Consider the following 26,914-nt stretch of genomic DNA (forward strand, 5'->3'; position numbering starts at 1 on the left):
CTATTGTGACTGAAAAGCGCGTCAGCGCAAAGCCGACCGCACAAAAGGGGAGTGCTTTTCTGTGTGATGCGGTTAAAATACAAAAAGGACTATATCTGGAGTTGCCCATGTTAGAGTTATTAAAAAGTCTGGTATTCGCCGTCATCATGGTACCGGTAGTGATGGCCATCATCCTCGGTCTGATTTACGGTCTGGGTGAGGTGTTCAACATTTTTTCCGGTATCGGTCAGAAAGACCAGTCCAGACAGAACCGCTGATTTCCCCAAACGCCCGCTCAGTCGGGCGTTTTTGTTACTCAAGATCCTGCTTTTCCTGCCGATATTTTCTGTGTTTAATCGTTAATGGGTATGAATAACCGCTGGGAAACCCCTGAGATTATCGTTATATTGTCGTTTACATAACGAAACGCACAAGGAGTTACAGATGGCGCATTCCTGGTTACGCCTGGTCGCAGGGGCGACATTATCTTTCGTCATCGCTGGTCATGCGCTGGCGGATGAAGGCAAGATCACCGTATTCGCCGCCGCGTCGCTAACGAACGCGATGCAAGACATTGCGGCAGAATATAAAAAAGAGAAAAATGTGGATGTGGTTTCCTCATTCGCCTCCTCTTCAACGCTGGCGCGCCAGATAGAAGCGGGCGCGCCGGCGGATCTGTTCATCTCTGCTGACCAGAAATGGATGGATTACGCAGCCGATAAAAAAGCGGTGGATACCACGACGCGCGAAACATTGCTTGGCAATAGCCTGGTAGTGGTGGCGCCGAAAGCCAGTGAGCAAAAACCGTTTACCATCGACAACAAAACGGACTGGATTCGTCTGCTGAACGGCGGGCGTCTGGCGGTGGGCGATCCGCAACACGTACCGGCGGGAATTTATGCCAAAGAAGCGCTGCAAAAGTTGGGCGCATGGCAAACGCTTGAACCGAAACTGGCGCCGGGCGAGGATGTGCGCGGTGCGTTGGCGCTGGTCGAACGTAACGAAGCGCCTTTGGGCATTGTATACGGTTCTGATGCGGTCGCCAGCAAGGGGGTCAACGTGGTGGCGACGTTCCCGGAAGATTCACATAAAAAAGTGGAATACCCCATCGCTATCGTGGAGGGGCATAAAAATGCGACCGTCAGCGCGTTCTATGATTACCTGAAAGGACCGCAGGCCTCGGCAATCTTTAAACGTTATGGATTTACGACGAAGTAATGATACTGACCGATCCAGAATGGCAGGCTGTCCTTCTTAGCCTGAAAGTGTCTTCCCTGGCCGTGCTGTTTAGCCTGCCGTTTGGGATCTTTTTTGCCTGGTTACTGGTGCGATGCCGGTTTCCGGGCAAAGCCTTACTTGATAGTGTCCTGCATCTGCCGCTGGTGCTGCCGCCGGTGGTGGTCGGCTATCTGCTGCTGGTGTCGATGGGGCGACGCGGATTTATTGGCCAGTGGCTGTATGACTGGTTCGGTCTCACGTTTGCCTTTAGCTGGCGCGGCGCCGTGCTGGCGGCGGCAGTGATGTCTTTCCCTCTGATGGTGCGGGCTATTCGGCTGGCGCTGGAGGGGGTGGATATCAAGCTTGAACAGGCCGCCAGAACGCTGGGCGCCGGGCGCTGGCGCGTTTTTCTGACTATCACCTTACCGCTTACCCTGCCGGGCATTATTGTCGGTACGGTGCTGGCGTTTGCCCGTTCGCTTGGCGAATTTGGCGCGACCATTACCTTTGTTTCCAATATTCCGGGCGAAACCCGCACCATACCTTCCGCCATGTATACCTTGATCCAGACGCCGGGCGGGGAGAGCGCGGCGGCGAGGCTGTGCGTGATTTCGATTGTATTAGCGCTGATTTCGCTGTTGATTTCTGAATGGCTGGCGCGGATTAGCCGTGAACGGACGGGGCGCTAACCATGCTGGAGCTTAATTTTTCTCAGACGCTGGGAACGCACTGTTTAACCCTCAACGAAACGCTGCCAGCCAGTGGGATCACGGCTATCTTTGGCGTCTCCGGCGCGGGAAAAACTTCGCTGATTAATGCCATCAGTGGTTTGACTCGCCCGCAAAAAGGACGCATCGCGCTGAATGGCCGGGTGTTGCATGACGCGGAAAACGGTATCTGTTTAACGCCGGAAAAGCGCCGCATCGGTTATGTTTTCCAGGATGCGCGCCTGTTCCCCCATTACAAAGTACGCGGCAATTTGCGCTACGGCATGGCGAAAAGCATGACCGGTCAGTTTGATAAGCTGGTGTCGCTGCTGGGAATTGAAGCGTTGCTTGATCGCCTGCCGGGGAGCTTGTCCGGCGGAGAAAAACAGCGCGTAGCGATAGGCCGGGCATTGCTCACCGCCCCGGAGTTGCTGCTGTTGGACGAACCGTTGGCCTCGCTGGATATCCCGCGTAAACGCGAATTACTGCCGTACCTGCAACGGCTGGCGCGAGAAATCAATATTCCCATGCTGTATGTCAGCCATTCTCTCGATGAAATTCTCCACCTGGCGGATAAAGTCATGGTGCTGGAGGATGGACAGGTTAAAGCGTTTGGCCCGCTGGAAGAAGTCTGGGGAAGCAGCGTTATGCACCCGTGGCTGCCGAAAGAGCAACAGAGCAGTATTCTGAAAGTCAGCGTGCTGGAGCATCACCCGCATTATGCCATGACCGCTCTGGCGCTTGGCGACCAGCACCTGTGGGTAAATAAACTCAATCAGCCGCTGCAATCCACACTGCGTATTCGCATACAGGCGTCGGATGTCTCGCTGGTACTACAGCCGCCGCAGCAGACCAGTATCCGCAACGTATTGCGGGCAAAAGTGGCGAATTGTTATGACGATAACGGACAGGTGGAAGTCCAGCTTGAGATAGGCGGCAGAACGCTGTGGGCGCGAATAAGCCCGTGGGCCAGGGATGAGCTGAATATCAAGCCTGGCCTGTGGCTTTACGCGCAGGTGAAAAGCGTTTCTATCACCGCCTGACTATAGCAGGTGGGTGTAAATAAATTTGGCGATGCTATCGGTAGTGTTATCGCCGATCACAACGTCAGCGCGCGCTTTCACCGCCTCATCGGCGTTGCCCATCGCAACGCCGGTGCCTGCCGCCTCCAGCATACTGATGTCGTTGTAGTTATCGCCGAAAGCGATCACATTTTTCATTGACCCTCCCTGCGCTTCTATCCACTGGGTAAGGCGCTTGCCTTTACTGTTGCCTTTGCGCGCGATATCCACCTGATCGTGCCATGACCATTCGCACTCCAGGCCAAGCGCCTGTTCAACATGCTGACCGAACCGCTGTAGCCTGGGAATATCTTCATCGGTAAGCGCAAACTTCCACACGGCATTCACGTCGCGCGCCGCCTGCGCCAACGAAGAGACCTGTGCAAAGGTCGGACGTTGCTCCGGCGGCAAGGTCTGCGCCCACCGGGAGGTACGCACGACGTGACCGGTTGGGTGTTCGTAAAGCATAGCGTCATCAACATACATCAGGCCGTGAATCTGATGCTCATCCAGTAAATCAATCAACTGCAACGCCTTATCCACGGGCATAGGATCGGCATCCAGGACAGTTTTAGCTTGATAATCATACAAATAGGTGCCGTTGCAGCAAATAGCAGGTGTATCCAGCGCCAGCGCCTGATAAAAAGGATGAATAGCAACGTGATGGCGACCAGTGACAATGATAAGTTGAAAGCCCGCCTCTTTGGCGCGTGATAGCGCGTCAAGCGAGGAGGGGAGTAAGGTTTTATGCGGGGTTAATAACGTTCCGTCTAAATCGAGGGCAATCACGCGTGCAGTCATAATTTTTTCCAGATTAAGAGTAATAATTCCGTCTGTCGGCATGGTACACCGGGACGGTAAGCAGACAAAATTCTGCGTCTGAATTCAGCATTCGCCGTCAAAAGCGACTACGTTAAGCTGTGTCCTGTTATTGCAGCTACATGCCATATGCAAAGGAGTATTCATGAAACAAACAGTCTATACCGCCAGCCCTGAGAGTCAGCAAATTCACGTCTGGAGCCTGAACCACGAAGGGACGCTGACGCTGGTGCAGGTCGTGGATGTGCCCGGTCAGGTTCAGCCGATGGTGGTCAGTCCGGATAAACGCTACCTCTATGTCGGCGTGCGCCCGGAGTTTCGTGTCCTGGCGTATCGTATTGCGCCGGATGATGGCGCGCTGACGTTTGCCGCCGAATCCGCCCTGCCGGGTAGCCCGACCCATATTTCTACCGATCATCATGGTCGTTTTGTCTTTGTCGGATCGTATAACGCCGGTAATGTCAGCGTGACGCGCTTACAGGATGGTCTGCCGGTTGAGCTGGTGGATGTGGTGGAAGGGCTGGACGGCTGCCACTCGGCAAATATTACGCCTGATAACCGTACCCTGTGGGTGCCTGCGCTAAAACAGGATCGCATTTGTCTGTTTACGCTAAGCGATGACGGCCATCTGGTGGCCCAGGAGCCGGCGGAAGTAAATACAGTCGAAGGGGCAGGCCCGCGTCATATGGTCTTCCACCCGAATCGACAATATGCGTATTGCGTCAATGAACTGAACAGTTCGGTGGATGTCTGGCAGCTTAAAAATCCGCATGGTGAGATAGAGTGCGTACAAACCCTGGATATGATGCCCGCCGATTTTTCCGATACCCGTTGGGCGGCGGATATTCATATTACGCCGGATGGACGGCATCTGTATGCCTGTGACCGCACCGCCAGTCTGATTACCGTCTTTAGTGTCTCCGAAGACGGCAGCGTACTGAGTGTTGAAGGCTTCCAGCCGACGGAAGCCCAACCGCGCGGCTTTAATATCGACAACAGCGGGAAATACCTGATTGCTGCGGGTCAAAAATCACATCATATCGCGGTCTATGAAATTACGGGCACTCAGGGGTTGCTGACGGAAAAAGGCCGTTATGCCGTCGGCCAGGGGCCAATGTGGGTTGTGGTGAACGCGTACTAAAGCGCTGTGTGCCGGAGGACGGCGGGCTGGAGCTCACCAGGGCAGGATGCCTGATTAATTTCGATAAACATCGCTTGCAGTAAAACCACGGGCCGCCACATCTGCTGCTGCGGCCCGTTTATAAGCCTGAACCGGAACAGCGATTACTGCTTAGGTTCCGCCACCACTTTACTGCCTACACCGCGGTTGTTGTATTCCCACATGCGGTTGTAGTTAGTGTCGTTCAGATTACGCTGCACCTCGTCTTTGTCATCCACGGTTCCCGTATTTCCGGCAAACGGACGTTTCGAGATGACCGCGTCGGCCCACGGTTTGGCAACGTTGAAGCCCTCGTTAATCACGCTGTCGCGGATCACTACCTGACCGTTGGTGTTGGCGTCGACATCCAGCGAGCGGCCAAGCTGCGCAACGCCATCGCCGGAGGCGTTAAAGCGGCTGTTGATCGCCAAAAAGCCATAGTAAATATTGGACAGCGTAGCCGGGGCGAAGACGTAGGCTTCCTGCTGTGTGCGGGAGTTGACGACCTGGAAGTTGGTGTTATCGAACACTACGGCGCCGCGTCCGGACACCATATCCACATCGCCTTCAATATAGCTGTTCGTCACCAGCGTACGCGGCTGACGATCGGTTTGCAGACGGTTCTGCACGCCGCTGTTGGTCACAAAGAAGGTGTTCTGGCGGCCAAGGATATTGACCTTGTTAATCTGGACTTTGTCGCCATCGGTACGCAGCGCCACCGCCGGATGGTTTCCGGCATCGACACTGTCGCCCAGCGTGTTCTCGATGGTCAGATTTTGTAGCTGCAGACCGTTATTCTGCGACCAGAACGCGGCAGAACACATCACACCGATCGTCGCGGCGTGTTTGCTTTGGCAGTTATCGAACATATACCAGGCGGGTTTACCAGGCATATATTTCCCGCCGGGATTCACCGCGCGGCGCCAGTCAGCGACACTCATTTCACCATCAATCGCCATCCCAATTTTCACATCGATCGGTTTTTCACCGATCCCGTACAGGGTCAGACTTCCCGGCGCGGCGGGAACATACACGGTCCCCTGATAGTCGCCCGGCATAATAGCAATGTACTGGCGTTTGTTCGTGCGTTTAACCATTGCCGCATCGACCGCGGCCTGAATTGAGGTGTGCGTAACGCCTGGCGTACCTGCCGGCCCCACCACAAAGTCAGGCTGTGCGGGCAGGGTAATCGGCGACGGCGACCACGGGGCGGTATTCGGCGTCAGGGAGGCAAAATAGTGCGCCGCAACGAAGTTTTTCGCTTCATTTGCCGACAGAATTGGGCGCGAGGCGGTGCCAGGCGCGGTTTGATCGGAAGGAATCTGATCGGGTGGCGTAGAGCTACAGGCGCTCAGCGTCACGCCAAAAGCCAGTGCCAGCGCCAGACGGGAAACCGATAATGTATTCACAGGTTGCTCCGGGCTTGAAAAAGTTAAATGACATCCATTGAAGCCTGCTTTTTTATACTAAGTTGAACGAAACGGGAAGGCGAAAAGGTAAAAAGTTCCTTTTCAGGCTGGAAACACCTGTAGCATCAGATAGTTTTATCACAATTAAGCAACAACTTTCGCGCTTTGAGTTGACAATCCGGAGCAGAAAGAAAATAAATGTCTATACAACTCATGACAGGCAAGAGAGCGACAGGAATGCGGCAACTTTTACCGGGCGATACTGTCTGGCGAAACATCAGGCTGGCGACTATGGACCCGCAGCGGCAAGCCCCGTACGGGCTGGTGGATAACCAGGCGCTGATTGTACGCGAAGGGCATATTTGCGATATCGTGCCAGAGACGCAGCTTCCTGTCAGTGGGGACAATATCCATGATATGCAGGGACGACTGGTAACCCCGGGACTTATCGATTGCCACACGCATCTGGTGTTTGCCGGTAACCGCGCCGCAGAGTGGGAGCAGCGGCTTAACGGCGCGTCATACCAGCATATTAGCGCTCAGGGCGGCGGCATTAACGCGACGGTATCAGCAACCCGCGCCTGTGCGGAGGAGACGCTCTACCTGCTGGCGCGCGAACGCATGATGCGCCTTGCCAGCGAAGGCGTTACGCTGCTGGAGATTAAATCCGGCTATGGTCTGGAGCTGGCGACAGAAGAAAAGCTATTGCGTGTCGCTGCAAAGCTTGCCGCCGAAAACGCTATCGATATTAGCCCCACGCTATTGGCCGCTCATGCTACGCCAGCGGAGTATCGTGACGACCCGGACGGCTACATCACTCTGGTCTGCGAGACGATGATTCCGCAGCTCTGGCAAAAAGGGTTATTTGATGCGGTAGACCTCTTTTGCGAGAGCGTCGGCTTTAATGTGGCCCAGAGTGAGCGCGTGTTGCAGACGGCGAAGGCGTTAGGTATTCCCGTTAAAGGCCATGTTGAGCAGCTTTCGCTGTTGGGCGGCGCGCAGCTGGTGAGCCGTTATCAGGGCTTATCGGCGGATCATATCGAATATCTTGATGAAGCGGGCGTCGCGGCGATGCGTGACGGCGGTACTGTCGGCGTATTATTGCCCGGCGCGTTTTATTTTCTGCGCGAGACGCAGCGCCCGCCGGTAGAACTGCTGCGCCGCTATCAGGTGCCTGTCGCCGTCGCCAGCGATTTCAATCCCGGCACCAGCCCGTTTTGCAGTTTGCATCTGGCGATGAATATGGCCTGCGTACAGTTTGGTCTGACGCCGGAAGAGGCATGGGCGGGCGTTACGCGCCATGCCGCTCGTGCGCTGGGAAGACAGGCGACGCATGGGCAGATCAGGGCCGGCTACCGGGCGGATTTTGTGGTGTGGGATGCTGAACAGCCGGTAGAGATTGTGTATGAGCCGGGGCGTAATCCTTTATATCAGCGGGTATACAGAGGACAAATCTCATGACGCAATGGTATCCGGCTTCTCCGGCGCTCTGGCAGGGGCGCGATGACAGTATAGAAGCGCCGGATGCGCGGCGTCTGTTTCAGACCGTCACGCGCAGCGAGACCTTTTCCCCCGAAAACTGGCAGCAAAAGATCGCGTTAATGGGATTTGCCTGCGACGAGGGGGTAAAACGCAATTCAGGTCGTCCCGGCGCGGCAGGCGGCCCGGACGCGTTGCGTAAAGCGCTGGCGAATATGGCCAGCCATCAGGGACATGAACGGCTGGTGGATTTAGGCAATTGGGTTGCGCCGACGCCCGATCTGGAAGGCGCGCAGCAGGCCTTGCGCGATGCGGTAAGCCGCTGTCTGCGGGCCGGGATGCGCACGCTGGTAATGGGCGGCGGGCATGAAACCGCGTTTGGACACGGCGCGGGGGTGCTGGACGCGTTTGCGCAGGAAAGCGTAGGGATCATTAATCTTGATGCGCATCTGGATCTCCGTCAGACCGACCGGGCAACATCCGGGACGCCGTTTCGTCAACTGGCGCAGCTATGCGACGCGCAGAGCCGCGCGTTTCATTATGCCTGTTTCGGCGTGAGCCGTGCGGCGAATACGCAGGCGTTGTGGCGGGAAGCGCAGTGGCGGAATGTTACCGTGGTGGAGGATCTTGACTGCCATGACGCGCTGGCGCAGATGACGCAGTTTATCGACAAGGTGGATAAAATTTATCTGACTATCGATCTCGACGTATTGCCTGTCTGGGAAATGCCGGCCGTCTCCGCTCCCGCAGCGCTGGGCGTGCCGCTGATACAGGTTCTGCGTTTAATTGAGCCGGTTTGCCGCAGCGGAAAATTACAGGCGGCGGATCTGGTTGAGTTTAATCCACGCTTTGATGAAGATGGCGCAGCGGCGCGCGTGGCGGCGCGGCTTGGCTGGCAAATCGCGCACTGGTGGCGTTAATCTGTCATCCGGAAAACACTCTCCGCATAAGGAAGGCTTCACGCATGTATTCATCCCGCTCCCGTTCTGCGCCTGCGCCTTTTTACGAAACGGTGAAACAGGACATCTGTAAAAAAATAGCCGGCGGCGTCTGGCAGCCGCACGATCGCATTCCGTCGGAAGCAGAACTGGTCGCCCAGTATGGCTTTAGCCGAATGACCATCAACCGGGCGCTGCGTGAGCTGACGGATGAAGGGTGGCTGGTGCGTTTACAGGGCGTGGGGACGTTTGTCGCCGAACCAAAAGGCCAGTCCGCGCTGTTTGAAGTCCGCAGTATCGCCGAGGAGATTGCCGCCCGCCGTCATCAGCATCGTTGTGAGGTGCTCACGCTGGAGCGCGTGCGGGCAAACGCCATCCAGGCCAGCGCTCTCAACGTCAATGAGAGCGATGTCATTTTCCATTCCATCATGGTGCATTATGAAAACGATCTGCCGGTACAAATTGAAGATCGCTGCGTGAATGCGGATATTGCCGTGGATTACCTGACGCAGGATTACCGTCAGACCACGCCGCACGCTTATTTGTCGCGGATCGCGCCGCTAACGGAAGGGGAACATATTGTGGAGGCGGTGCGCGCCACGGCGCAAGAGTGTGCGTGGTTAACTATCAAAGAGCATGAGCCTTGTCTGCTCATTCGTCGTACGACCTGGTCCGCGTCGCGGATTGTTTCTCACGCCCGTTTACTTTTCCCCGGGTCGCGCTACCGGCTACAGGGACGATTTATCTCCTGAGCGGGCCGCTGCCGGAAAACGTGATTGCTGACACAATATAACAAAATTGTATCATTTTTGTTAATTCTATTCTTGTGCTTACTTGTATAGACAAGTATATGTCTGATTCTTATCTGTGGGTCTGCGGCGGTGCCTGATAGTGGCGTTTTAGCGTTATTTGGCGATGGCAGACCGATAATAATGAGGAGTCATTGCTATGCCTGAAAGCAAGTATCGTCAGCAGACTATCCGCGCGCCCCGAGGCACGGTATTAACGGCGAAAAGCTGGCTGACAGAAGCCCCGCTGCGGATGTTAATGAATAATCTCGATCCTGACGTGGCGGAAAATCCGCATGAGCTGGTGGTCTACGGCGGGATTGGTCGCGCCGCGCGCAACTGGGAATGCTATGACGCTATTGTTGATGCGCTCACCCGGCTGGAGGCGGACGAAACGTTGCTTATTCAGTCTGGCAAACCGGTCGGCGTATTTAAAACGCACGACAACGCGCCGCGGGTATTAATCGCCAACTCCAACCTGGTTCCCCACTGGGCGACATGGGAACACTTTAACGAACTGGATGCGAAAGGGCTGGCGATGTACGGTCAGATGACGGCCGGAAGCTGGATCTATATCGGCAGTCAGGGAATCGTGCAGGGAACATACGAAACCTTTGTCGAGGCGGGGCGTCAGCACTATAACGGCACGCTGGCGGGACGCTGGGTGCTGACTGCCGGGCTGGGCGGCATGGGCGGCGCGCAACCGCTAGCCGCGACGCTGGCCGGAGCGTGTTCGCTGACGATTGAATGCCAGCAAAGCCGTATCGATTTTCGTCTGCGTACTCGTTACGTGGATGAGCAGGCCGCCACGCTGGATGACGCGCTGGCCCGCATTACGCGCTACACCCGCGAGGGGAAAGCCGTGTCCGTCGCCCTGTGCGCGAACGCGGCGGATATCCTGCCGGAACTGGTTAATCGCGGCGTGCGCCCGGACCTGGTGACCGATCAGACCAGCGCCCACGATCCGCTACATGGCTATTTACCCTCCGGCTGGCGCTGGGAGGAGTATCAGAAAAACGCGCAATCCGATCCCCACGGGACGATGCAGGCAGCGAAACGTTCCATGGCGGCGCATGTTCGGGCGATGCTGGCGTTCAGTCAAATGGGCGTGCCGACCTTTGACTATGGCAACAATATTCGTCAGATGGCGAAAGAGATGGGGGTGGAAAACGCCTTTGATTTTCCGGGATTTGTGCCAGCCTATATTCGTCCGCTGTTCTGTCGTGGCATCGGGCCGTTTCGCTGGGTGGCGCTGTCCGGCGATCCGCAGGATATCTATAAAACCGATGCCAAAGTCAAAGAGATAGTGGCTGAGGATAAACATCTGCATCACTGGCTGGATATGGCGCGCGAGCGCATTCATTTTCAGGGGTTACCGGCGCGTATCTGCTGGGTAGGCCTGGAGTGGCGGCAAAAACTGGGGCTGGCGTTCAACGAAATGGTGCGTTGCGGCGAGGTATCCGCGCCCATTGTGATTGGCCGCGATCACCTGGATTCCGGTTCTGTCGCCAGCCCTAACCGTGAAACCGAAGCGATGCGCGACGGTTCCGACGCGGTTTCCGACTGGCCGCTGTTAAATGCGTTGCTGAATACCGCCAGCGGGGCGACATGGGTATCGCTCCATCATGGCGGCGGGGTGGGAATGGGGTTTTCGCAACACGCCGGTATGGTGATTGTCTGTGATGGCACTGACGAGGCCGCCGCGCGTATTCGCCGCGTGTTACACAACGATCCGGCGACGGGCGTCATGCGCCATGCCGATGCCGGATATGATCTCGCGGTGGAATGCGCTGTTGAGCAAGGTCTGAATTTACCGATGGTTGCGGCGACGCAGGGGAAAGGCTGATATGAACACCATGACACTCACTCCGGGGCAGTTAAGCCTCTCTCAACTGTACGATGTCTGGCGTCATCCGGTACAGCTTCGGCTGGACGCCAGCGCCATTGACGGCATTAACGCCAGCGTCGCGTGCGTCAATGATATCGTTGCCGAAGGGCGTACCGCCTACGGCATCAACACCGGTTTCGGCCTGCTGGCGCAGACGCGCATCGCTGATGAAGACTTGCAAAATCTACAGCGATCGTTGGTGTTGTCTCACGCCGCGGGCGTAGGCGACCCACTGGATGACGCGATGGTGCGTCTGATTATGGTATTGAAAATCAATAGCCTGGCGCGCGGGTTTTCCGGGATTCGGTTGAGCGTGATAGAGGCGCTCATCGCTCTGGTGAATGCCGGCGTGTATCCGCTGATTCCGGCAAAAGGCTCGGTTGGCGCGTCGGGCGACTTAGCGCCGCTGGCGCATCTGTCGCTGACGCTGCTTGGCGAAGGAAAAGCGCGCTGGCAGGGCGAATGGCTTCCGGCGCAGACGGCGCTAAAAAAGGCCGGACTGGAGCCTGTCGCGCTGGCGGCCAAAGAGGGGCTGGCGCTGCTTAACGGCACCCAGGCATCAACGGCCTTCGCGCTGCGCGGTTTGTTTGAGGCACAGGAGTTATTTGCCTCCGCCATTGTCTGCGGCGCGCTGACTACCGAAGCCGTACTGGGATCGCGCCGTCCTTTTGATGCGCGCATTCATGCCGCGCGCGGACAACAGGGGCAAATTGACGCCGCGCGGTTGTTCCGGCATCTGTTGACCGATACCAGTGCTATTGCTGAATCACATCACCACTGTCATAAAGTTCAGGACCCGTATTCCCTTCGCTGCCAGCCGCAGGTAATGGGCGCTTGTCTGACCCAGTTACGTCAGACGAAAGAGGTACTGCTGGCTGAGGCCAACGCGGTATCCGATAATCCGCTGGTCTTTGCCGAGGCGGGGGAGGTGATCTCCGGCGGTAACTTCCATGCTGAACCGGTTGCCATGGCGGCGGATAATCTGGCGCTGGCGATAGCGGAAATCGGCGCGCTATCGGAGCGGCGCATCGCGCTGATGATGGATAAACATATGTCGCAGTTACCGCCGTTCCTGGTGAAAAATGGCGGCGTTAATTCCGGTTTTATGATTGCCCAGGTCACCGCCGCGGCGCTCGCCAGCGAGAATAAAGCGCTGGCGCACCCGCACAGCGTGGATAGCCTGCCGACCTCGGCGAATCAGGAAGATCATGTCTCAATGGCCCCGGCGGCAGGGCGGCGACTCTGGGAAATGGCGGCGAATACCCGCGGCATCATTGCCGTGGAGTGGCTGGCTGCCTGTCAGGGGATAGATTTACGGGAAGGGTTAACCTCCAGCCCGTTACTGGAACAGGCGCGGCAGACACTGCGCCAGCGGGTAGCGCACTATACGCAGGATCGTTTTTTCGCACCCGATATTGAGTGTGCGACAGCACTGCTGGCGCAAGGCGCGTTACAGCGTCTGGTGCCGGACTTTATGTGAATGCTGCCGGATGGCGCGGCGTTTATTCGGCTTACCCAACCCGTTGGCAGGGTAAGACGGTTACGCCGCCATCCGGCACAGCGCTTAACTGAACATCACCGTGATCGAGGCGCTGGCGAGCGAATGGAAATGCACGTTAAAGCCGACCATCGCGCCGCTGGCGTCTTCATCAACGTCAAGACGCTCGACGTCCAGCGCGTGAACCGTAAAGATATAGCGGTGCGTTTCCCCTTTAGGCGGCGCCGCGCCGCCGTAGCCCGCTTTACCGAAATCGGTACGCGTCTGAATGACGCCGTCTGGTACGGCCACCAGGCCTGAGCCGAACCCCTGGGTCAGTACGCGTGTATCCGCCGGGAGGTTCACCACCACCCAGTGCCACCAGCCGGAGCCGGTCGGCGCGTCGGGATCGTAACAGGTCACGACAAAACTTTTGGTGCCCATCGGCACGTCGTCCCAGGCCAGATGCGGCGAAATATTATCGCCATCATAGCCCATACCGTTAAAAACGTGGCGATGAGGAAGTTTATCTCCATCGCGCAAATCGTTGCTGATAAGTTTCATGCGCTCTCCTTTTGACTCACCAGAAGTGTAGCCAGAAGCAGCATCGCTTACCGCTGATTAATGGCTAAAAAATGTTTCATTGTGTACTGCGTCATTGACCGCCTGGGTCAAACGGCGCAGTTGATCCGGACGAATAATGTAGGGCGGCATCAGGTAGATTAGCTTGCCGAACGGCCTGATCCAGACGCCTTGCCCGACGAAGAAGCGTTGAAGCGCCGCCATATTGACCGGATGCGTGGTTTCAACCACCCCAATCGCGCCCAACACCCGCACATCCGCCACCCAGGGCGAACGTTGCGCGGGGGCTAACTCAGCGCGTAACTGAGACTCGATAGACGCCACCTGCTGACGCCATTCGCCGCTTTCCAGCAGCGTCAGGCTGGCGCAGGCGACGGCGCAGGCCAGCGGATTCCCCATAAACGTCGGGCCATGCATAAAACACCCCGCCTCGCCGTTGCTAATAGTCTCTGCAACCTGGCGTGTCGTGAGCGTTGCCGAGAGGGTCATGGTGCCGCCGGTTAAGGCTTTGCCGAGACACAGAATATCCGGCGCGATCCCGGCGTGCTCGCAGGCGAACAGTTTGCCGGTACGGCCAAACCCGGTGGCTATTTCATCGGCAATCAGCAGAATGCCTTCGCGATCGCACATGTTACGAATACGCCTGAGCCATTGTGGATGATATATGCGCATCCCGCCCGCGCCCTGAACGATAGGTTCCAGAATCACGGCGGCTATTTCATGGCGATGCGCGGCCATCAGGCGGGCAAATGGCGCGATGTCGCTTTCATCCCATTCGCCATCCATCCGGCTTTGCGGCGCCGGCGCGAACAGATTTTCCGGCAGATAGCCTTTCCACAAGCTGTGCATGGAGTTATCCGGATCGCACACCGACATCGCGCCGAACGTGTCGCCATGATAACCGTGGCGAAACGTCAGAAAACGCTGACGCGATTCGCCCCGCGCCTGCCAGTATTGCAGCGCCATCTTCATGGCCACTTCTACCGACACCGAACCAGAGTCGGCCAGAAAGACACACTCCAGCGGCTCAGGCGTTATCGCGACCAGCTTACGGCACAGATTCACCGCAGGTTGATGGGTTATGCCGCCGAACATGACATGCGACATGGCGTCAATTTGCGCTTTCATCGCCGCGTTCAATTGCGGGTGGTTATAACCATGAATGGCCGCCCACCAGGAGGACATCCCCTCAATCAGGCGTTCGCCCGAGGCGAGAACCAGCTCGCAGCCTTCGGCCCGCTCAACGGGATATACCGGCAGCGGCGAGGTCATGGAAGTGTAAGGATGCCAAATATGGCGTTTATCGAAGGCCAGATCGTCCGTTGTCATAATCGACTTGTAAACCAAATTAAAAAGATTTAGGTTTACGAGTCTACACCATATCAAAAACAAACAACATATTTTGGAGAAGCCCGATGGCTCGCCACCCACGCTGGACACTGTCGCAAGTAACCGAATTATTTGAAAAACCACTGCTGGAATTGCTGTTTGAAGCGCAGCAAATTCATCGCCAGCATTTCGATCCGCAGCAGGTACAAGTTAGTACGCTGCTGTCGATCAAAACCGGCGCCTGCCCGGAGGATTGTAAATACTGCCCGCAGAGCTCGCGCTATAAAACCGGGCTGGAAGCCGAGCGTTTAATGGAGGTAGAGCAGGTACTGGACTCCGCCCGTAAAGCGAAAAACGCCGGTTCGACCCGCTTCTGTATGGGAGCGGCCTGGAAGAATCCGCATGAACGCGATATGCCTTATCTGGAGCAGATTGTACAGGGCGTCAAAGCGATGGGGCTGGAAACCTGTATGACGCTCGGCATGTTGAACGAGAGCCAGGCGCAGCGTCTGGCTAACGCCGGGCTGGATTACTACAACCACAACCTCGATACCTCGCCGGAGTTTTACGGCAATATCATCACTACCCGTACCTATCAGGAGCGCCTCGACACGCTGGAAAAAGTCCGTGAAGCAGGGATTAAAGTGTGCTCCGGCGGCATTGTGGGTCTGGGCGAAACGGTTACCGATCGCGCCGGACTGTTGTTGCAGTTGGCGAACCTGCCGACGCCGCCGGAAAGCGTGCCAATCAACATGCTGGTGAAGGTGAAAGGCACACCGCTTGCGGATAACGATGACGTGGATGCGTTTGATTTTATTCGTACTATCGCCGTGGCGCGCATCATGATGCCGACCTCATACGTGCGTCTTTCCGCAGGGCGTGAACAGATGAACGAGCAGACCCAGGCGATGTGCTTTATGGCCGGGGCGAACTCGATTTTCTATGGCTGCAAATTGTTAACTACGCCAAATCCGGCAGAGGACAAGGATCTGCAGTTATTCCGTAAGCTGGGGCTGAATCCGCAGCAGACCAGGGTGCTGGCGGGCGATAACGAGCAGCAGCAACGTCTGGAGCAGACGCTGATGACGCCTGACACCGATGATTATTACAACGCGGCAGCCTTATGAGTTGGCAACAACGCGTCGACGATGCGCTGACGGCGCGTCGGGCGACGGATACGTTGCGCCGCCGCTATGTGGTGTCGCAGGGCGCCGGACGCTGGCTGGTAGCGAACGGGCGACAGTATCTTAACTTCTCCAGCAATGATTACCTCGGCTTAAGTCAACACCCGCAGATTATTCGCGCCTGGCAACAGGCAGCGACGCGTTTTGGCGTCGGCAGCGGCGGGTCGGGTCATATCAGCGGTTATTCCGTGGCGCACCGGGCGTTAGAGGAGGAACTGGCGCAATGGTTAGGATATCCGCGCGCGCTACTGTTTATCTCTGGCTTTGCGGCGAATCAGGCGGTCATTACCGCCTTAATGAAAAAAAATGACCGGATTGTGGCCGACAGGTTGAGTCATGCTTCCCTGCTGGAGGCCGCCAATCTGAGTCCGGCGCAGCTTCGCCGCTTTATCCATAACGATACGCAGCATCTGTCGCGTTTACTGCAATCGCCCTGCGTGGGTCAGCAACTGGTGGTGACAGAAGGTGTATACAGCATGGACGGCGACAGCGCGCCGCTGGCGGAAATCCAGCACATTGCCCGCAGGCATCATGCCTGGTTGTTGGTTGATGATGCGCACGGCATCGGCGTGACTGGCGGTGAGGGGAGGGGCACCTGCTGGCAACGGGGGGTGAAGCCTGAGTTGCTGGTGGTGACTTTCGGTAAGGGGTTTGGCGTCAGCGGCGCAGCGGTGCTCTGCTCGGAAAGCGTCGCGGATTATCTGCTGCAATTCGCCCGTCATCTGGTTTACAGCACCAGTATGCCGCCCGCCCAGGCGCAGGCGTTAAGCGCCTCGCTGGCGGTGATCCGTAGCGATGAAGGTGGTGAACGGCGCGAAAAACTCGCCGCTCTGGTTCAGCGCTTTCGGGCCGGCGTTAACGCGTCCCGATTTACGCTACTGAATGCCCATAGCGCCATCCAGCCGTTAATCGTGGGCGATAACAGCCGTGCATTGCGCCTGGCGGAGGCGCTGCGTCAACAAGGATGCTGGGCGACGGCGATTCGTCCGCCGACGGTGCCTGTCGGCACGGCGCGCCTGCGCTTAACGTTAACGCAGGCGCATGAAGCGTGCGATATCGACCGTCTGCTGGAGGTGCTGCATGGCGCAGGTGAATAAGCAGGCTATTGCGGCGGCGTTTGGCCGGGCCGCATCGCAATATGAACAGCACGCCTCTTTGCAGCAACACAGCGCGGATGCGCTGCTGACGCTGTTGACAGGCCGCCAGTTTGCCAGTGTGTTGGACGCAGGCTGCGGCCCCGGACGTATGAGTCGTTACTGGCGAGAGCGGGGGAGCGAAGTGACCGCCCTGGATCTTTCGCTGCCGATGCTGCAACAGGCGCGCGACCGTCAGGCGGCGCATCACTATTTGCTGGCGGATATCGAAGCGATTCCCCATGACGCCGAAGTTTTTGACCTGGCCTGGAGCAACCTGGCGGTCCAGTGGTGCGGCGATTTACGTGATGCGTTGAGCGAGTTGTATCGGGTTGTACGGCCCGGCGGCGTGGTGGCGTTTACCACCTTGTGCCAGGGGTCGTTGCCGGAACTGCGTCAGGCATGGCAGGCCGTCGATAATCGCGCTCACGCGAATAGCTTTTTGCCGGAAGAGACCATTGACCACGCGCTGCGCGGCTGGCGGGCGTCTCGTCATACTCAGGCGATGACATTGTGGTTTGAGGATGCCCTGAGCGCGATGCGCTCGCTTAAAGGCATTGGCGCCACCCATCTTCATGAAGGGCGGGAGTCGGATGTATTAACCCGCGCCCGGCTTAGACAGATTCAGTTGGCATGGCCGCAGCGGCAGGGGAAATATCCGCTGACGTACCATCTTTTTATGGGAGTGATTGAACGTGACTAAACGCTATTTTGTGACCGGTACTGATACTGAAGTCGGTAAAACGGTTGCCAGTTGCGCCTTATTGCAGGCCGCAACGCAGTTAGGTTATCAAACCGTAGGCTATAAGCCCGTCGCTTCCGGCAGCGAAATGACAACCGACGGGCTACGCAATAGCGATGCCCTGGCCTTACAGCGTAACAGCAGCCTGCCGCAACCTTATTCCGCTATCAATCCTTATACTTTTGCCGAGCCTACCTCTCCCCACATCGTTAGCGCCGACGAAGGCCGGGCGATAGACGCGGCGGTATTATCACGCGGATTGCGAACGCTGGAGTCGCAGGCAGACTGGGTGTTGACAGAAGGGGCGGGCGGCTGGTTTACACCGCTCTCTGCCACGCTGACGTTTGCCGACTGGGTACAGACGGAACAGCTGCCGGTGATTCTGGTTGTTGGCGTCAAGCTGGGCTGTATTAATCACGCCATGCTGACGGCGCTGGCGGTAGAACAGGCCGGATTACCGCTTGTCGGATGGATAGCCAACGACATACAGCCGCCGGGCGCGCGTCATGGTGAATATCTCGCGACGCTTCGCCGCGTCATACCGGCCCCGCTGTTAGGGGAAATCCCGTGGCTGGGCATTTCTCCATCGCAGGCGGCGACAGGACAGTATCTGGACCTCAGCCCCCTGGAACGCGCCTGACCGCGCTTAAAAACCGCCTTCTTGCAGGATCAGACGATCCTGCTGTTCTTTCGCCAGACCCTCCTGACGTCGCCATGCTAAAAATGTGCAAAATGTGAGCGTCTACGCCTCAATTTTTCCCTTCTCGTTAGCCAATAATCTGCCAAAAATAGCGATAATTTTTTTTTATCGCCCGGCGAAAACGTCAAGGGCTGATTTTGCCAGGCGGCAGGGGATACGGGCTGGAAGCAGTTATCCACTATTCCTGTGGATAACCTTGTGTATTAGAGTTAGAAAACACAACGTAAGCGAGAGGCGACGCGGCCTGCGACTAAATTGGCGCGAAAGACGGCTTGAGAAAATATCCCTTTTCAGACAGCAAGTTATATAAAATCAATGGTTGTAAAGGAAGGGGGATACGTTGACATAAAACTTTCATCATCCGACTTGACAAATGTTAAAAAAGACTCTGGTCTGGGGATAACCAGCACACTGCTGGAATTTTACCCCGCGACTGTCTATGTTTTACCTCTAAATAGCGTGGGGTATCTACCGATAGCCATTATACACTGGAGTGTTACTGTTTTTTCATCCAGTATTTTTTATTGGCAATATTCACCGTCGAGAGTAAAATTACACCCCTGCCCGCTCACTCCTTCAGGTAGCCGCTCATGAGTAAACCGTTCAAACTGAATTCCGCTTTTAAACCTTCTGGCGATCAGCCGGACGCTATACGTCGTCTGGAAGAGGGGCTGGAGGACGGGCTGGCGCATCAGACGTTATTGGGCGTGACCGGCTCCGGGAAGACATTCACCATTGCCAACGTCATTGCGGACTTGCAGCGGCCAACGATGGTGCTTGCGCCCAATAAAACCCTGGCGGCGCAGCTCTACGGCGAAATGAAAGAGTTTTTCCCGGAAAACGCGGTGGAGTATTTCGTCTCCTACTATGACTACTATCAGCCGGAAGCGTATGTGCCAAGTTCGGATACGTTTATCGAAAAAGACGCTTCGGTAAACGAACATATTGAGCAAATGCGGTTGTCGGCAACGAAAGCGTTGCTTGAGCGACGCGATGTCGTGGTGGTGGCTTCCGTGTCCGCGATTTACGGTCTGGGCGATCCGGATCTCTACCTGAAAATGATGCTGCATCTGACGGTGGGAATGCTGATTGACCAGCGCGCGATTTTGCGTCGGCTGGCGGAATTGCAATACACCCGTAACGATCAAGCTTTTCAGCGTGGTACCTTTCGCGTGCGCGGCGAAGTGATCGACATCTTCCCGGCTGAATCTGACGACATCGCGCTACGCGTTGAGCTGTTTGATGAAGAAGTGGAACGCCTGTCGCTGTTCGACCCGTTAACCGGGCAGGTAGAGTCAACGGTGCCACGTTATACTATCTATCCCAAAACGCACTACGTGACGCCGCGCGAGCGTATTCTGCAGGCGATGGAAGAGATAAAAGATGAGCTGGCGGACAGGCGTAAGGTCTTGCTGGCGAATAATAAGCTGCTTGAAGAGCAGCGATTAAGCCAGCGCACGCAGTTCGATTTAGAGATGATGAACGAGCTGGGCTACTGCTCAGGCATTGAAAACTATTCCCGCTTTCTGTCGGGCCGCGGGCCGGGCGAACCGCCGCCAACCTTGTTCGATTATCTGCCCGCCGACGGACTGCTGGTGGTGGATGAGTCTCATGTCACCATCCCGCAGATAGGCGGCATGTACCGCGGCGACCGGGCGCGCAAAGAGACGCTGGTCGAGTATGGCTTCCGTCTGCCTTCGGCGCTGGATAACCGTCCGCTGAAGTTTGAGGAGTTTGAAGCCTTAGCGCCGCAAACTATCTATGTTTCCGCCACGCCCGGCAACTATGAGCTGGAAAAATCTGGTGATGAGGTGGTGGATCAGGTCGTGCGACCGACCGGGCTGCTGGACCCGATTATTGAAGTGCGTCCGGTGGCGACCCAGGTGGACGATCTGCTGTCCGAAATTCGTCAGCGTGCGGCCATTAATGAGCGTGTCCTTGTCACTACGCTTACCAAACGGATGGCGGAAGATTTGACCGAATATCTGGAAGAACACGGCGAGCGCGTGCGTTACCTGCACTCAGATATTGATACCGTGGAGCGCATGGAAATCATCCGCGATTTGCGTCTGGGCGAGTTTGACGTTCTGGTGGGGATTAACCTGCTGCGCGAAGGGCTGGATATGCCGGAAGTCTCGCTGGTGGCGATTCTGGACGCCGATAAAGAGGGCTTCCTGCGCTCCGAGCGCTCCCTGATTCAGACCATAGGGCGCGCGGCGCGTAACGTTAACGGTAAAGCGATTCTGTATGGCGATAAAATCACGCCGTCGATGGCGAAGGCGATTGGCGAAACCGAGCGACGTCGCGAGAAGCAGCAGAAGTACAACGAAGAGCACGGTATCACTCCGCAGGGGCTGAACAAAAAAGTGGTCGACATCCTGGCGCTGGGGCAGAATATTGCGAAAACCAAAGCGAAGGGGAAAGGCAAGGGCCGTTCTACGGCAAAAGCCGGAATTGTCGAACTGGATATGACGCCGAAAGCGTTGCAGCAGAAAATTCATGAACTGGAAGGGCAAATGATGCAGCACGCGCAAAATCTGGAGTTTGAAGAAGCCGCGCAAATTCGCGACCAGTTGCACCAGTTACGCGAGTTGTTTATCGCGGCGTCCTGACAATGTGTCGATCGCCAGCGAGTCATCGTTACCATGGCTCGCTTTTGAGAATTTCAGTGCAATAGTCAGGGCTAAGTCAGTCAGGAATGAAAAACAGTGACAGGCTTTGACTAACGAGATTGTCGAAAAACTCAAAACATCAATGGGGTAGCTAGTTTAATCACAACTGAAGAAAATTAGCGTTGAGGCTGAACCCAACGCTAATTTTCCCTCTCTCCTCGGCTATGAAAAAAAACGCCCCGTATTATCGGTATAGCTATCCTCATGATCGTCATTTTAATCTTATGTGAGTTCGTTGAAAGCGTGTCATGGCAACAGATAACATCATCCTACGTAAAAAAAAGAGGTGATAGAAGCGTGAGCATTTATAAGTCAAGCGCTGCAAATACTGAATGATTTGTCCGAAATAATGACGACTGTGACCTCTTATTTAAAGTTGAGAATATCCTTATCTGTTACTTTAGGTTACGTTCAGATCAGGTAGGGAAAATATGTTTAATATTACTAATATACAATCTACGGCAAGGCATCAAAGTATTAGCAATGAGGCCTCAACAGAGGTGCCTTTAAAAGAAGAGATATGGAATAAAATAAGTGCCTTTTTCTCTTCAGAACATCAGGTTGAAGCACAAAACTGCATCGCTTATCTTTGTCATCCACCTGAAACCGCCTCACCAGAAGAGATCAAAAGTAAGTTTGAATGTTTAAGGATGTTAGCTTTCCCGGCGTATGCGGATAATATTCAGTATAGTAGAGGGGGGGCAGACCAATACTGTATTTTGAATGAAAATAGTCAGGAAATTCTGTCTATAATTTTTAATACAGATGGCTATACCGTTGAGGGAGGGGGAAAGTCAGTCACCTATACCCGTGTGACAGAAAGCGAGCAGGCGAGTAGCGCTTCTGGCTCCAAAGATGCTGTGAATTATGAGTTAAACTGGTCTGAGTGGGTAAAAGCGGCGCCAGCGGAAGAGGCAGCAAATCGTGAAAAAGCCGTACAACGGATGCGTGACTGCCTGAAAAATAATAAGACGGAACTCCGTCTGAAAATATTAGGACTTACCACTATACCCGCCTGTATTCCTGAGCAGATAACTACTTTGATACTCGATAACAATGAACTGAAAAGTTTGCCGGAAAATTTACAGGGAAATATACAGATCCTGTATGCCAGAAGTAATCAGCTAACCAGTATCCCTGCCACGTTACCGGATACCATACAGAAAATGGAGCTGAGCATTAACCGTATTACTGAATTGCCGGAACGTTTGCCTTCAGCGCTTCAATCGCTGGATCTTTTCCATAATAAAATTAGTTGCTTACCTGAAAATCTACCTGAGGAACTTCGGTACCTGAGCGTTTATGATAACCGCATAAGGACACTGCCAGCACATCTTCCGTCAGGGATTACCCATTTGAATGTGCAGAGTAATTCGTTAACCGCTTTGCCTGAAACATTGCCGCCGGGCCTGAAGACTCTGGAGGCCGGCGAAAATGCCTTAACCAGTCTGCCCGCATCGTTACCACCAGAATTACAGGTCCTGGATGTAAGTAAAAATCAGATTACTGTTCTGCCTGAAACACTACCTCCCACGATAACAACGCTGGACGTTTCCCGTAACGCATTGAGTAATCTACCGGAAAACCTCCCGGCGGCATTACAAATAATGCAGGCCTCTCGCAATCGCCTGGTCCGTCTCCCGGAGTCGTTACCCCGTTTTCGTGGTGAAGGACCTCAACCTACAAGAATAATCGTAGAACATAATCCTTTTTCAGAACGAACAATACAGAATATGCAGCGGCTAATGTCCTCTGCGGGTTATCAGGGACCCCAGGTATTTTTTGCCATGGGCGACTTTTCAATTGTTCGGGTAACTCGACCACTGCATCAAGCTGTCCAGGGGTGGCTAACCAATCTCGAGGAGGAAGACGTCAACCAATGGCGGGCGTTTGAGGCAGAGGCAAACGCGGCGGCTTTCAGCATGTTTCTGGATCGTCTTAGCGATACGCAGAACACCCGACACCCGGATTTTAAGGAACAAGTCTCCGCCTGGCTAATGCGCCTGGCTGATGATAGCACACTAAGAGAAACCGCATTTATTATAGCGATGGATGCAACGATAAGCTGTGAAGATCGGGTCACACTGGCATACCACCAAATGCAGGAAGCGACGTTGGTTCATGATGCTGAAAGAGGCGCCTTTGATAGCCACTTAGCGGAACTGATTATGGCGGGGCGTGAAATTTTTCGGCTGGAGCAAATAGAATCGCTCGCCAGAGAAAAGGTAAAACGGCTGTTTTTTATTGACGAAGTCGAAGTATACCTGGGGTTTCAGAATCAGTTACGAGAGTCGCTGTCGCTGACAACAATGACCCAGGATATGCGATTTTATAACGTTTCGGGTATCACTGAGTCTGACCTGGACGAGGCGGAAATAAGGATAAAAATTGCTGAAAATAGGGAGTTTCACAAATGGTTTGCGCTGTGGGGGCCGTGGCATAAAGTGCTGGAGCGTATAGCGCCAGAAGAGTGGCGTGAAAGGATGGCTAAAAGGGATGAGTGTATTGAAACGGATGAGTATCAGAGCCGGGTCAATGCTGAACTGGAAGATTTAAGAATAGCAGACGACTCTGACGCAGAGCGTACTACTGAGGTACAGATGGATGCAGAGCGTGCTATTGGGATAAAAATAATGGAAGAGATCAATCAGACCCTCTTTACTGAGATCATGGAGAATATATTGCTGAAAAAAGAGTTGAGCTCGCTCATGAGCGCCTACTGGCGATAGCTGAACGCAGTTTATCAGAAGGGGGAGAGAGCCTGTTTACCCTTCGGTGTAAACAGGCTTCTGATAAGCGCAGCGTCGTCGGTAAACGGGCTTAACCCAACGCCTGTAGCGCTTTTTCCAGCGCATTGTGTAATAACTGACGATCGTGGCGATAGGGGATATCGCTGGCCTCCAGCACTTCCTGAATCACCAGCCGATCGTTCACCGCACTGACGTCAACTCGCGGCCCAACCACTACTGCGTCAATGACTTTTTTGCCAATATATTGCTCCATCATCGCCAGCTTATCGACCAGCGTTAAACTGGCGGCGGGCAGACTCAGTTCGCGACCCAGATTGCCGATATACACCATTGGCGCTGGGGTGCGCCGCAGCGCCTGCGCCAGTTCATCCAGCAGCAGGCAAGGCATCAGGCTGGTATAAAAACTGCCAGGGCCAATCAGAATCAGATCCGCGTCATTAATGGCCTGTACCGCTTCCCGCGTCGCCGGAACGTTTGGCGTTAACATGATCTCCTGCGGCGGCGTCGCTAACTGATCGATATTCACCTCGCCATAAATCTCATGCCCCTGATCGTCAATCGCCATCAGATCTACCGGTAGCTCCGACATCGGGATTAGTTGCGCGTCCACTTTAAGCAGATTACGAATTAAATTAATCGCTTCCAGAGGCCGCACGCTCAGGTGATCTAACGCCTTTAACATCAAATTTCCGAGGTTATGACCAGAAAGTTCGCCATTACCGCCAAAACGGTACTCAAACATAGCGGATGCGACGCTGGGTTCGGTAATTAACTGATTCAGACAGTTGCGCATATCGCCCCAGGCGATCCCGCCTTCCGAGCGGCGAATACGGCCAGTTGACCCCCCGTTATCTGTGGTAGTCACAATGCCGGTCAGGCGCGAACCTAATGAAGAAAGCGAGGAGAGGACGCGTCCTAATCCATGCCCTCCGCCGAGGGCAACGACACGATCAAGGTCAGCCAGCGTACGATTGCGCATAAAAATTCCTGAAGTCAAATAAGCAGCGCTACAGTAGCGCAAGTCGCGGGTTTTCAGCAATTAGCCGACCGGCTAAAAGACAATTAATTATTCCCGACTACCCCTTTATAGCGAGGGCGTTACCACGGCTAAATGATATATATCAATGTAAAAGTGTGATTTTCACGTATTCTGTCGCTAAATAGCACGATCATATCGCTATGTATATGTTTATATAGCGAAAGCGTGATGGCGAAATTGTCATTTACACGCTAGTATCGGCGTAACCACAGTAAACACTCTAGCCTCTGCACCTGGGTCATTTTTGATACGGTGCTTTGGCCGTGACAACGTTTAACGTTTGCCACCAGGGCGCAGGAAGAAATGACTCCGCCTCCCGTATTTGGAAAGGTGTACATGGCTTCACAACTTACCGATGCTTTCGCGCGTAAGTTTTACTACTTGCGTTTGTCGATTACCGATGTGTGTAACTTTCGTTGCACCTACTGTCTGCCGGATGGCTACAAACCTGGCGGCGTCACTAACAACGGTTTCCTTACCGTCGATGAAATTCGTCGCGTTACGCGCGCTTTTGCCAGTCTTGGCACGGAGAAGGTGCGTCTTACCGGCGGCGAGCCTTCATTACGCCGCGATTTTACCGACATCATTGCCGCCGTGGGTGAAAATGATGCTATTCGCCAGATCGCGGTGACCACTAACGGTTATCGACTGGCGCGCGATGCCGCGAACTGGCGCGAAGCGGGGCTGACGGGCGTCAATGTTAGCGTGGATAGTCTGGATGCGCGTCAGTTCCATGCGATTACCGGTCAGGACAAATTCCGCCAGGTGATGGCGGGCATCGATGCCGCCTTTGACGCCGGTTTCGAAAAGGTGAAAGTCAACACCGTGCTGATGCGCGACGTGAATCACCATCAGTTGGATACCTTCCTTGCCTGGATTCAGCCTCGCCCCATTCAGCTACGCTTCATTGAACTTATGGAGACGGGCGAGGGGAGCGATCTCTTCCGCAAACATCATATTTCGGGTCAGGTATTACGCGACGAGCTGATTAAGCGCGGTTGGATCCACCAGCTCCGCCAGCGTAGCGATGGCCCGGCGCAGGTTTTTTGTCATCCCGATTACGCCGGTGAGATCGGTCTCATTATGCCGTATGAAAAAGATTTCTGCGCCACCTGTAACCGCCTGCGTGTTTCGTCCGTCGGGAAGCTGCATTTATGTCTGTTTGGCGACGGCGGCGTGAGTTTACGCGACCTGTTACAGGATGATGCGCAGCAATACGCGCTTGAGAAACGTATTTCCGACGCGTTGCGGGAGAAAAAGCAGACCCACTTCCTTCATCAGAGCAATACTGGTATTACGCAAAATTTATCTTACATTGGCGGTTAATCCTTAATAAGGAGATTTCAGATGAGTCAGGTCAGCGCTGAATTTATCCCGACCCGCATCGCTATTCTTACTGTTTCCAGCCGACGCGGCGAAGAAGACGACACCTCCGGTCATTATCTGCGTGATTCGGCGCAGGAGGCCGGGCATGAAGTGGTGGCGAAAGCCATCGTTAAAGAGAACCGTTACGCGATTCGCGCCCAGGTTTCCGCCTGGATCGCCAGTGATGAGGTGCAGGTCGTATTGATAACTGGTGGGACCGGTTTGACCGAAGGCGATCAGGCACCGGAAGCGCTGTTGCCGCTGTTCGATCGTGAAGTGGAAGGATTTGGCGAAGTGTTTCGCATGCTCTCGTTTGAAGAGATCGGCACCGCAACTCTGCAGTCGCGCGCGGTAGCTGGCGTGGCGAATAACACCTTGATTTTCGCCATGCCGGGCTCCACAAAAGCGTGCAGAACCGCATGGGAGAATATCATTGCGCCGCAGCTGGATGCCCGTACACGCCCATGTAATTTTCACCCTCATTTAAAGAAATAAC

23 protein-coding genes, 1 pseudogene and 1 riboswitch are annotated in these 26,914 nt (G+C 55.0%); of the genes and pseudogenes, 19 read left to right on the forward strand and 5 right to left on the reverse strand.

Annotation, left to right across the window (positions count from 1 at the left end):
- Nucleotides 1-107: 107 nt before the first annotated feature.
- From ACLJZ5_RS11180 to modC, 4 genes are all read left to right on the forward strand, one after another.
- Nucleotides 108-257 carry an AcrZ family multidrug efflux pump-associated protein gene (locus tag ACLJZ5_RS11180; RefSeq protein ID WP_000891513.1) on the forward strand — a complete coding sequence of 50 codons (150 nt, stop codon included), beginning with the start codon at nucleotides 108-110 and terminating at the stop codon, nucleotides 255-257.
- Nucleotides 258-423: 166 nt separating this feature from the next.
- Nucleotides 424-1,197, forward strand: coding sequence for a molybdate ABC transporter substrate-binding protein (gene modA, locus ACLJZ5_RS11185; protein ID WP_000951416.1), 774 nt, complete (start codon nucleotides 424-426; stop codon nucleotides 1,195-1,197).
- Nucleotides 1,197-1,886, forward strand: a complete 690-nt coding sequence (gene modB, locus ACLJZ5_RS11190; RefSeq protein ID WP_000604026.1) for a molybdate ABC transporter permease subunit — start codon at nucleotides 1,197-1,199, stop codon at nucleotides 1,884-1,886. The genes modA and modB overlap by 1 nt, the downstream gene beginning before the upstream one ends.
- Before the next feature lie 2 nt (nucleotides 1,887-1,888).
- Complete coding sequence (gene modC / locus ACLJZ5_RS11195) at nucleotides 1,889-2,947, forward strand: molybdenum ABC transporter ATP-binding protein ModC (RefSeq protein ID WP_000891710.1); 1,059 nt, start codon at nucleotides 1,889-1,891, stop codon at nucleotides 2,945-2,947.
- On the opposite strand, the gene ACLJZ5_RS11200 is transcribed toward modC, so the two are convergent.
- A complete protein-coding gene (locus ACLJZ5_RS11200; protein ID WP_031617835.1) occupies nucleotides 2,948-3,766 on the reverse strand; it encodes a pyridoxal phosphatase in 819 nt (272 codons plus the stop codon).
- A gap of 163 nt (nucleotides 3,767-3,929) precedes the next feature.
- Here ACLJZ5_RS11200 and pgl point away from each other — a divergent pair, with 163 nt between their 5' ends.
- A complete protein-coding gene (gene pgl, locus ACLJZ5_RS11205; RefSeq protein WP_000815468.1) occupies nucleotides 3,930-4,925 on the forward strand; it encodes a 6-phosphogluconolactonase in 996 nt (331 codons plus the stop codon).
- 143 nt (nucleotides 4,926-5,068) lie between these two features.
- Here pgl and ACLJZ5_RS11210 read toward each other — a convergent pair whose 3' ends face one another.
- Nucleotides 5,069-6,352 carry a putative acyl-CoA thioester hydrolase gene (locus tag ACLJZ5_RS11210; RefSeq protein ID WP_024797886.1) on the reverse strand — a complete coding sequence of 428 codons (1,284 nt, stop codon included), beginning with the start codon at nucleotides 6,350-6,352 and terminating at the stop codon, nucleotides 5,069-5,071.
- Nucleotides 6,353-6,589: 237 nt separating this feature from the next.
- Here ACLJZ5_RS11210 and hutI point away from each other — a divergent pair, with 237 nt between their 5' ends.
- The 5 genes from hutI (at nucleotide 6,590) to hutH (ending at nucleotide 12,925) form a co-directional block, all read left to right on the forward strand.
- Nucleotides 6,590-7,813 carry an imidazolonepropionase gene (hutI, locus tag ACLJZ5_RS11215; RefSeq protein WP_001249483.1) on the forward strand — a complete coding sequence of 408 codons (1,224 nt, stop codon included), beginning with the start codon at nucleotides 6,590-6,592 and terminating at the stop codon, nucleotides 7,811-7,813.
- Nucleotides 7,810-8,751 carry a formimidoylglutamase gene (hutG, locus tag ACLJZ5_RS11220; protein WP_000195698.1) on the forward strand — a complete coding sequence of 314 codons (942 nt, stop codon included), beginning with the start codon at nucleotides 7,810-7,812 and terminating at the stop codon, nucleotides 8,749-8,751. Before hutI ends, hutG begins: the two co-directional genes overlap by 4 nt.
- Before the next feature lie 44 nt (nucleotides 8,752-8,795).
- The gene (locus ACLJZ5_RS11225) at nucleotides 8,796-9,521 is read left to right on the forward strand and encodes a histidine utilization repressor (protein WP_000287413.1); all 726 of its coding nucleotides are present in this window, start codon (nucleotides 8,796-8,798) and stop codon (nucleotides 9,519-9,521) included.
- Between the two features lie 196 nt (nucleotides 9,522-9,717).
- The gene (gene hutU, locus ACLJZ5_RS11230; protein WP_001115217.1) at nucleotides 9,718-11,403 is read left to right on the forward strand and encodes a urocanate hydratase; all 1,686 of its coding nucleotides are present in this window, start codon (nucleotides 9,718-9,720) and stop codon (nucleotides 11,401-11,403) included.
- Between the two features lies 1 nt (nucleotide 11,404).
- A complete protein-coding gene (gene hutH, locus ACLJZ5_RS11235) occupies nucleotides 11,405-12,925 on the forward strand; it encodes a histidine ammonia-lyase (RefSeq protein WP_024798516.1) in 1,521 nt (506 codons plus the stop codon).
- Between the two features lie 84 nt (nucleotides 12,926-13,009).
- Here the strand turns inward: hutH and ACLJZ5_RS11240 are convergent, their stop codons facing one another.
- On the reverse strand, nucleotides 13,010-13,486 hold the full coding sequence (locus ACLJZ5_RS11240; protein WP_000767404.1) for a kinase inhibitor: 477 nt from the start codon (nucleotides 13,484-13,486) through the stop codon (nucleotides 13,010-13,012).
- Between the two features lie 57 nt (nucleotides 13,487-13,543).
- A complete protein-coding gene (gene bioA / locus ACLJZ5_RS11245; protein WP_000205502.1) occupies nucleotides 13,544-14,833 on the reverse strand; it encodes an adenosylmethionine--8-amino-7-oxononanoate transaminase in 1,290 nt (429 codons plus the stop codon).
- 86 nt (nucleotides 14,834-14,919) lie between these two features.
- On the opposite strand from bioA, the gene bioB reads away from it, so the two are divergent.
- The 7 genes and pseudogenes from bioB to slrP all read left to right on the forward strand — a co-directional run bounded on the left by bioB (nucleotide 14,920) and on the right by slrP (nucleotide 23,993).
- A complete protein-coding gene (gene bioB, locus ACLJZ5_RS11250) occupies nucleotides 14,920-15,960 on the forward strand; it encodes a biotin synthase BioB (protein WP_000090727.1) in 1,041 nt (346 codons plus the stop codon).
- Nucleotides 15,957-17,114, forward strand: a complete 1,158-nt coding sequence (bioF, locus tag ACLJZ5_RS11255; protein ID WP_024798659.1) for an 8-amino-7-oxononanoate synthase — start codon at nucleotides 15,957-15,959, stop codon at nucleotides 17,112-17,114. The genes bioB and bioF overlap by 4 nt, the downstream gene beginning before the upstream one ends.
- Entirely contained in the window at nucleotides 17,098-17,853 is a 756-nt protein-coding gene (bioC, locus tag ACLJZ5_RS11260) for a malonyl-ACP O-methyltransferase BioC (protein WP_024798377.1), read from the forward strand. The genes bioF and bioC overlap by 17 nt, the downstream gene beginning before the upstream one ends.
- Nucleotides 17,846-18,532 (forward strand): dethiobiotin synthase, encoded by a 687-nt coding sequence (bioD, locus tag ACLJZ5_RS11265; protein ID WP_000167226.1) that lies wholly within the window; start codon nucleotides 17,846-17,848, stop codon nucleotides 18,530-18,532. The genes bioC and bioD overlap by 8 nt, the downstream gene beginning before the upstream one ends.
- Nucleotides 18,533-19,182: 650 nt before the next feature.
- Nucleotides 19,183-21,204, forward strand: a complete 2,022-nt coding sequence (gene uvrB / locus ACLJZ5_RS11270; RefSeq protein WP_000042502.1) for an excinuclease ABC subunit UvrB — start codon at nucleotides 19,183-19,185, stop codon at nucleotides 21,202-21,204.
- A 308-nt stretch (nucleotides 21,205-21,512) separates the two neighbouring features.
- Nucleotides 21,513-21,688, forward strand: a pseudogene (locus tag ACLJZ5_RS11275) (hypothetical protein).
- A gap of 7 nt (nucleotides 21,689-21,695) precedes the next feature.
- On the forward strand, nucleotides 21,696-23,993 hold the full coding sequence (slrP, locus tag ACLJZ5_RS11280) for an SPI-1 type III secretion system effector E3 ubiquitin transferase SlrP (RefSeq protein WP_024798660.1): 2,298 nt from the start codon (nucleotides 21,696-21,698) through the stop codon (nucleotides 23,991-23,993).
- A 91-nt stretch (nucleotides 23,994-24,084) separates the two neighbouring features.
- On the opposite strand, the gene yvcK is transcribed toward slrP, so the two are convergent.
- Nucleotides 24,085-24,993: a uridine diphosphate-N-acetylglucosamine-binding protein YvcK gene (yvcK, locus tag ACLJZ5_RS11285; RefSeq protein WP_001246033.1), complete on the reverse strand. Its 909-nt coding sequence runs from the start codon at nucleotides 24,991-24,993 to the stop codon at nucleotides 24,085-24,087.
- 264 nt (nucleotides 24,994-25,257) lie between these two features.
- Nucleotides 25,258-25,402, forward strand: a riboswitch (molybdenum cofactor riboswitch).
- Between yvcK and moaA the strand changes: the two genes are divergently transcribed.
- Nucleotides 25,390-26,379: a GTP 3',8-cyclase MoaA gene (gene moaA, locus ACLJZ5_RS11290; protein ID WP_000168181.1), complete on the forward strand. Its 990-nt coding sequence runs from the start codon at nucleotides 25,390-25,392 to the stop codon at nucleotides 26,377-26,379. Its footprint overlaps the riboswitch before it by 13 nt.
- Before the next feature lie 21 nt (nucleotides 26,380-26,400).
- Nucleotides 26,401-26,913 (forward strand): molybdenum cofactor biosynthesis protein B, encoded by a 513-nt coding sequence (gene moaB, locus ACLJZ5_RS11295; RefSeq protein WP_000084604.1) that lies wholly within the window; start codon nucleotides 26,401-26,403, stop codon nucleotides 26,911-26,913.
- The last annotated feature ends 1 nt before the right edge of the window (nucleotide 26,914 follow it).

Origin of the sequence: Salmonella sp. 5800, from assembly GCF_046558195.1 — a bacterium.
GTDB classification, from domain to species: Bacteria; Pseudomonadota; Gammaproteobacteria; order Enterobacterales; family Enterobacteriaceae; genus Salmonella; species Salmonella enterica.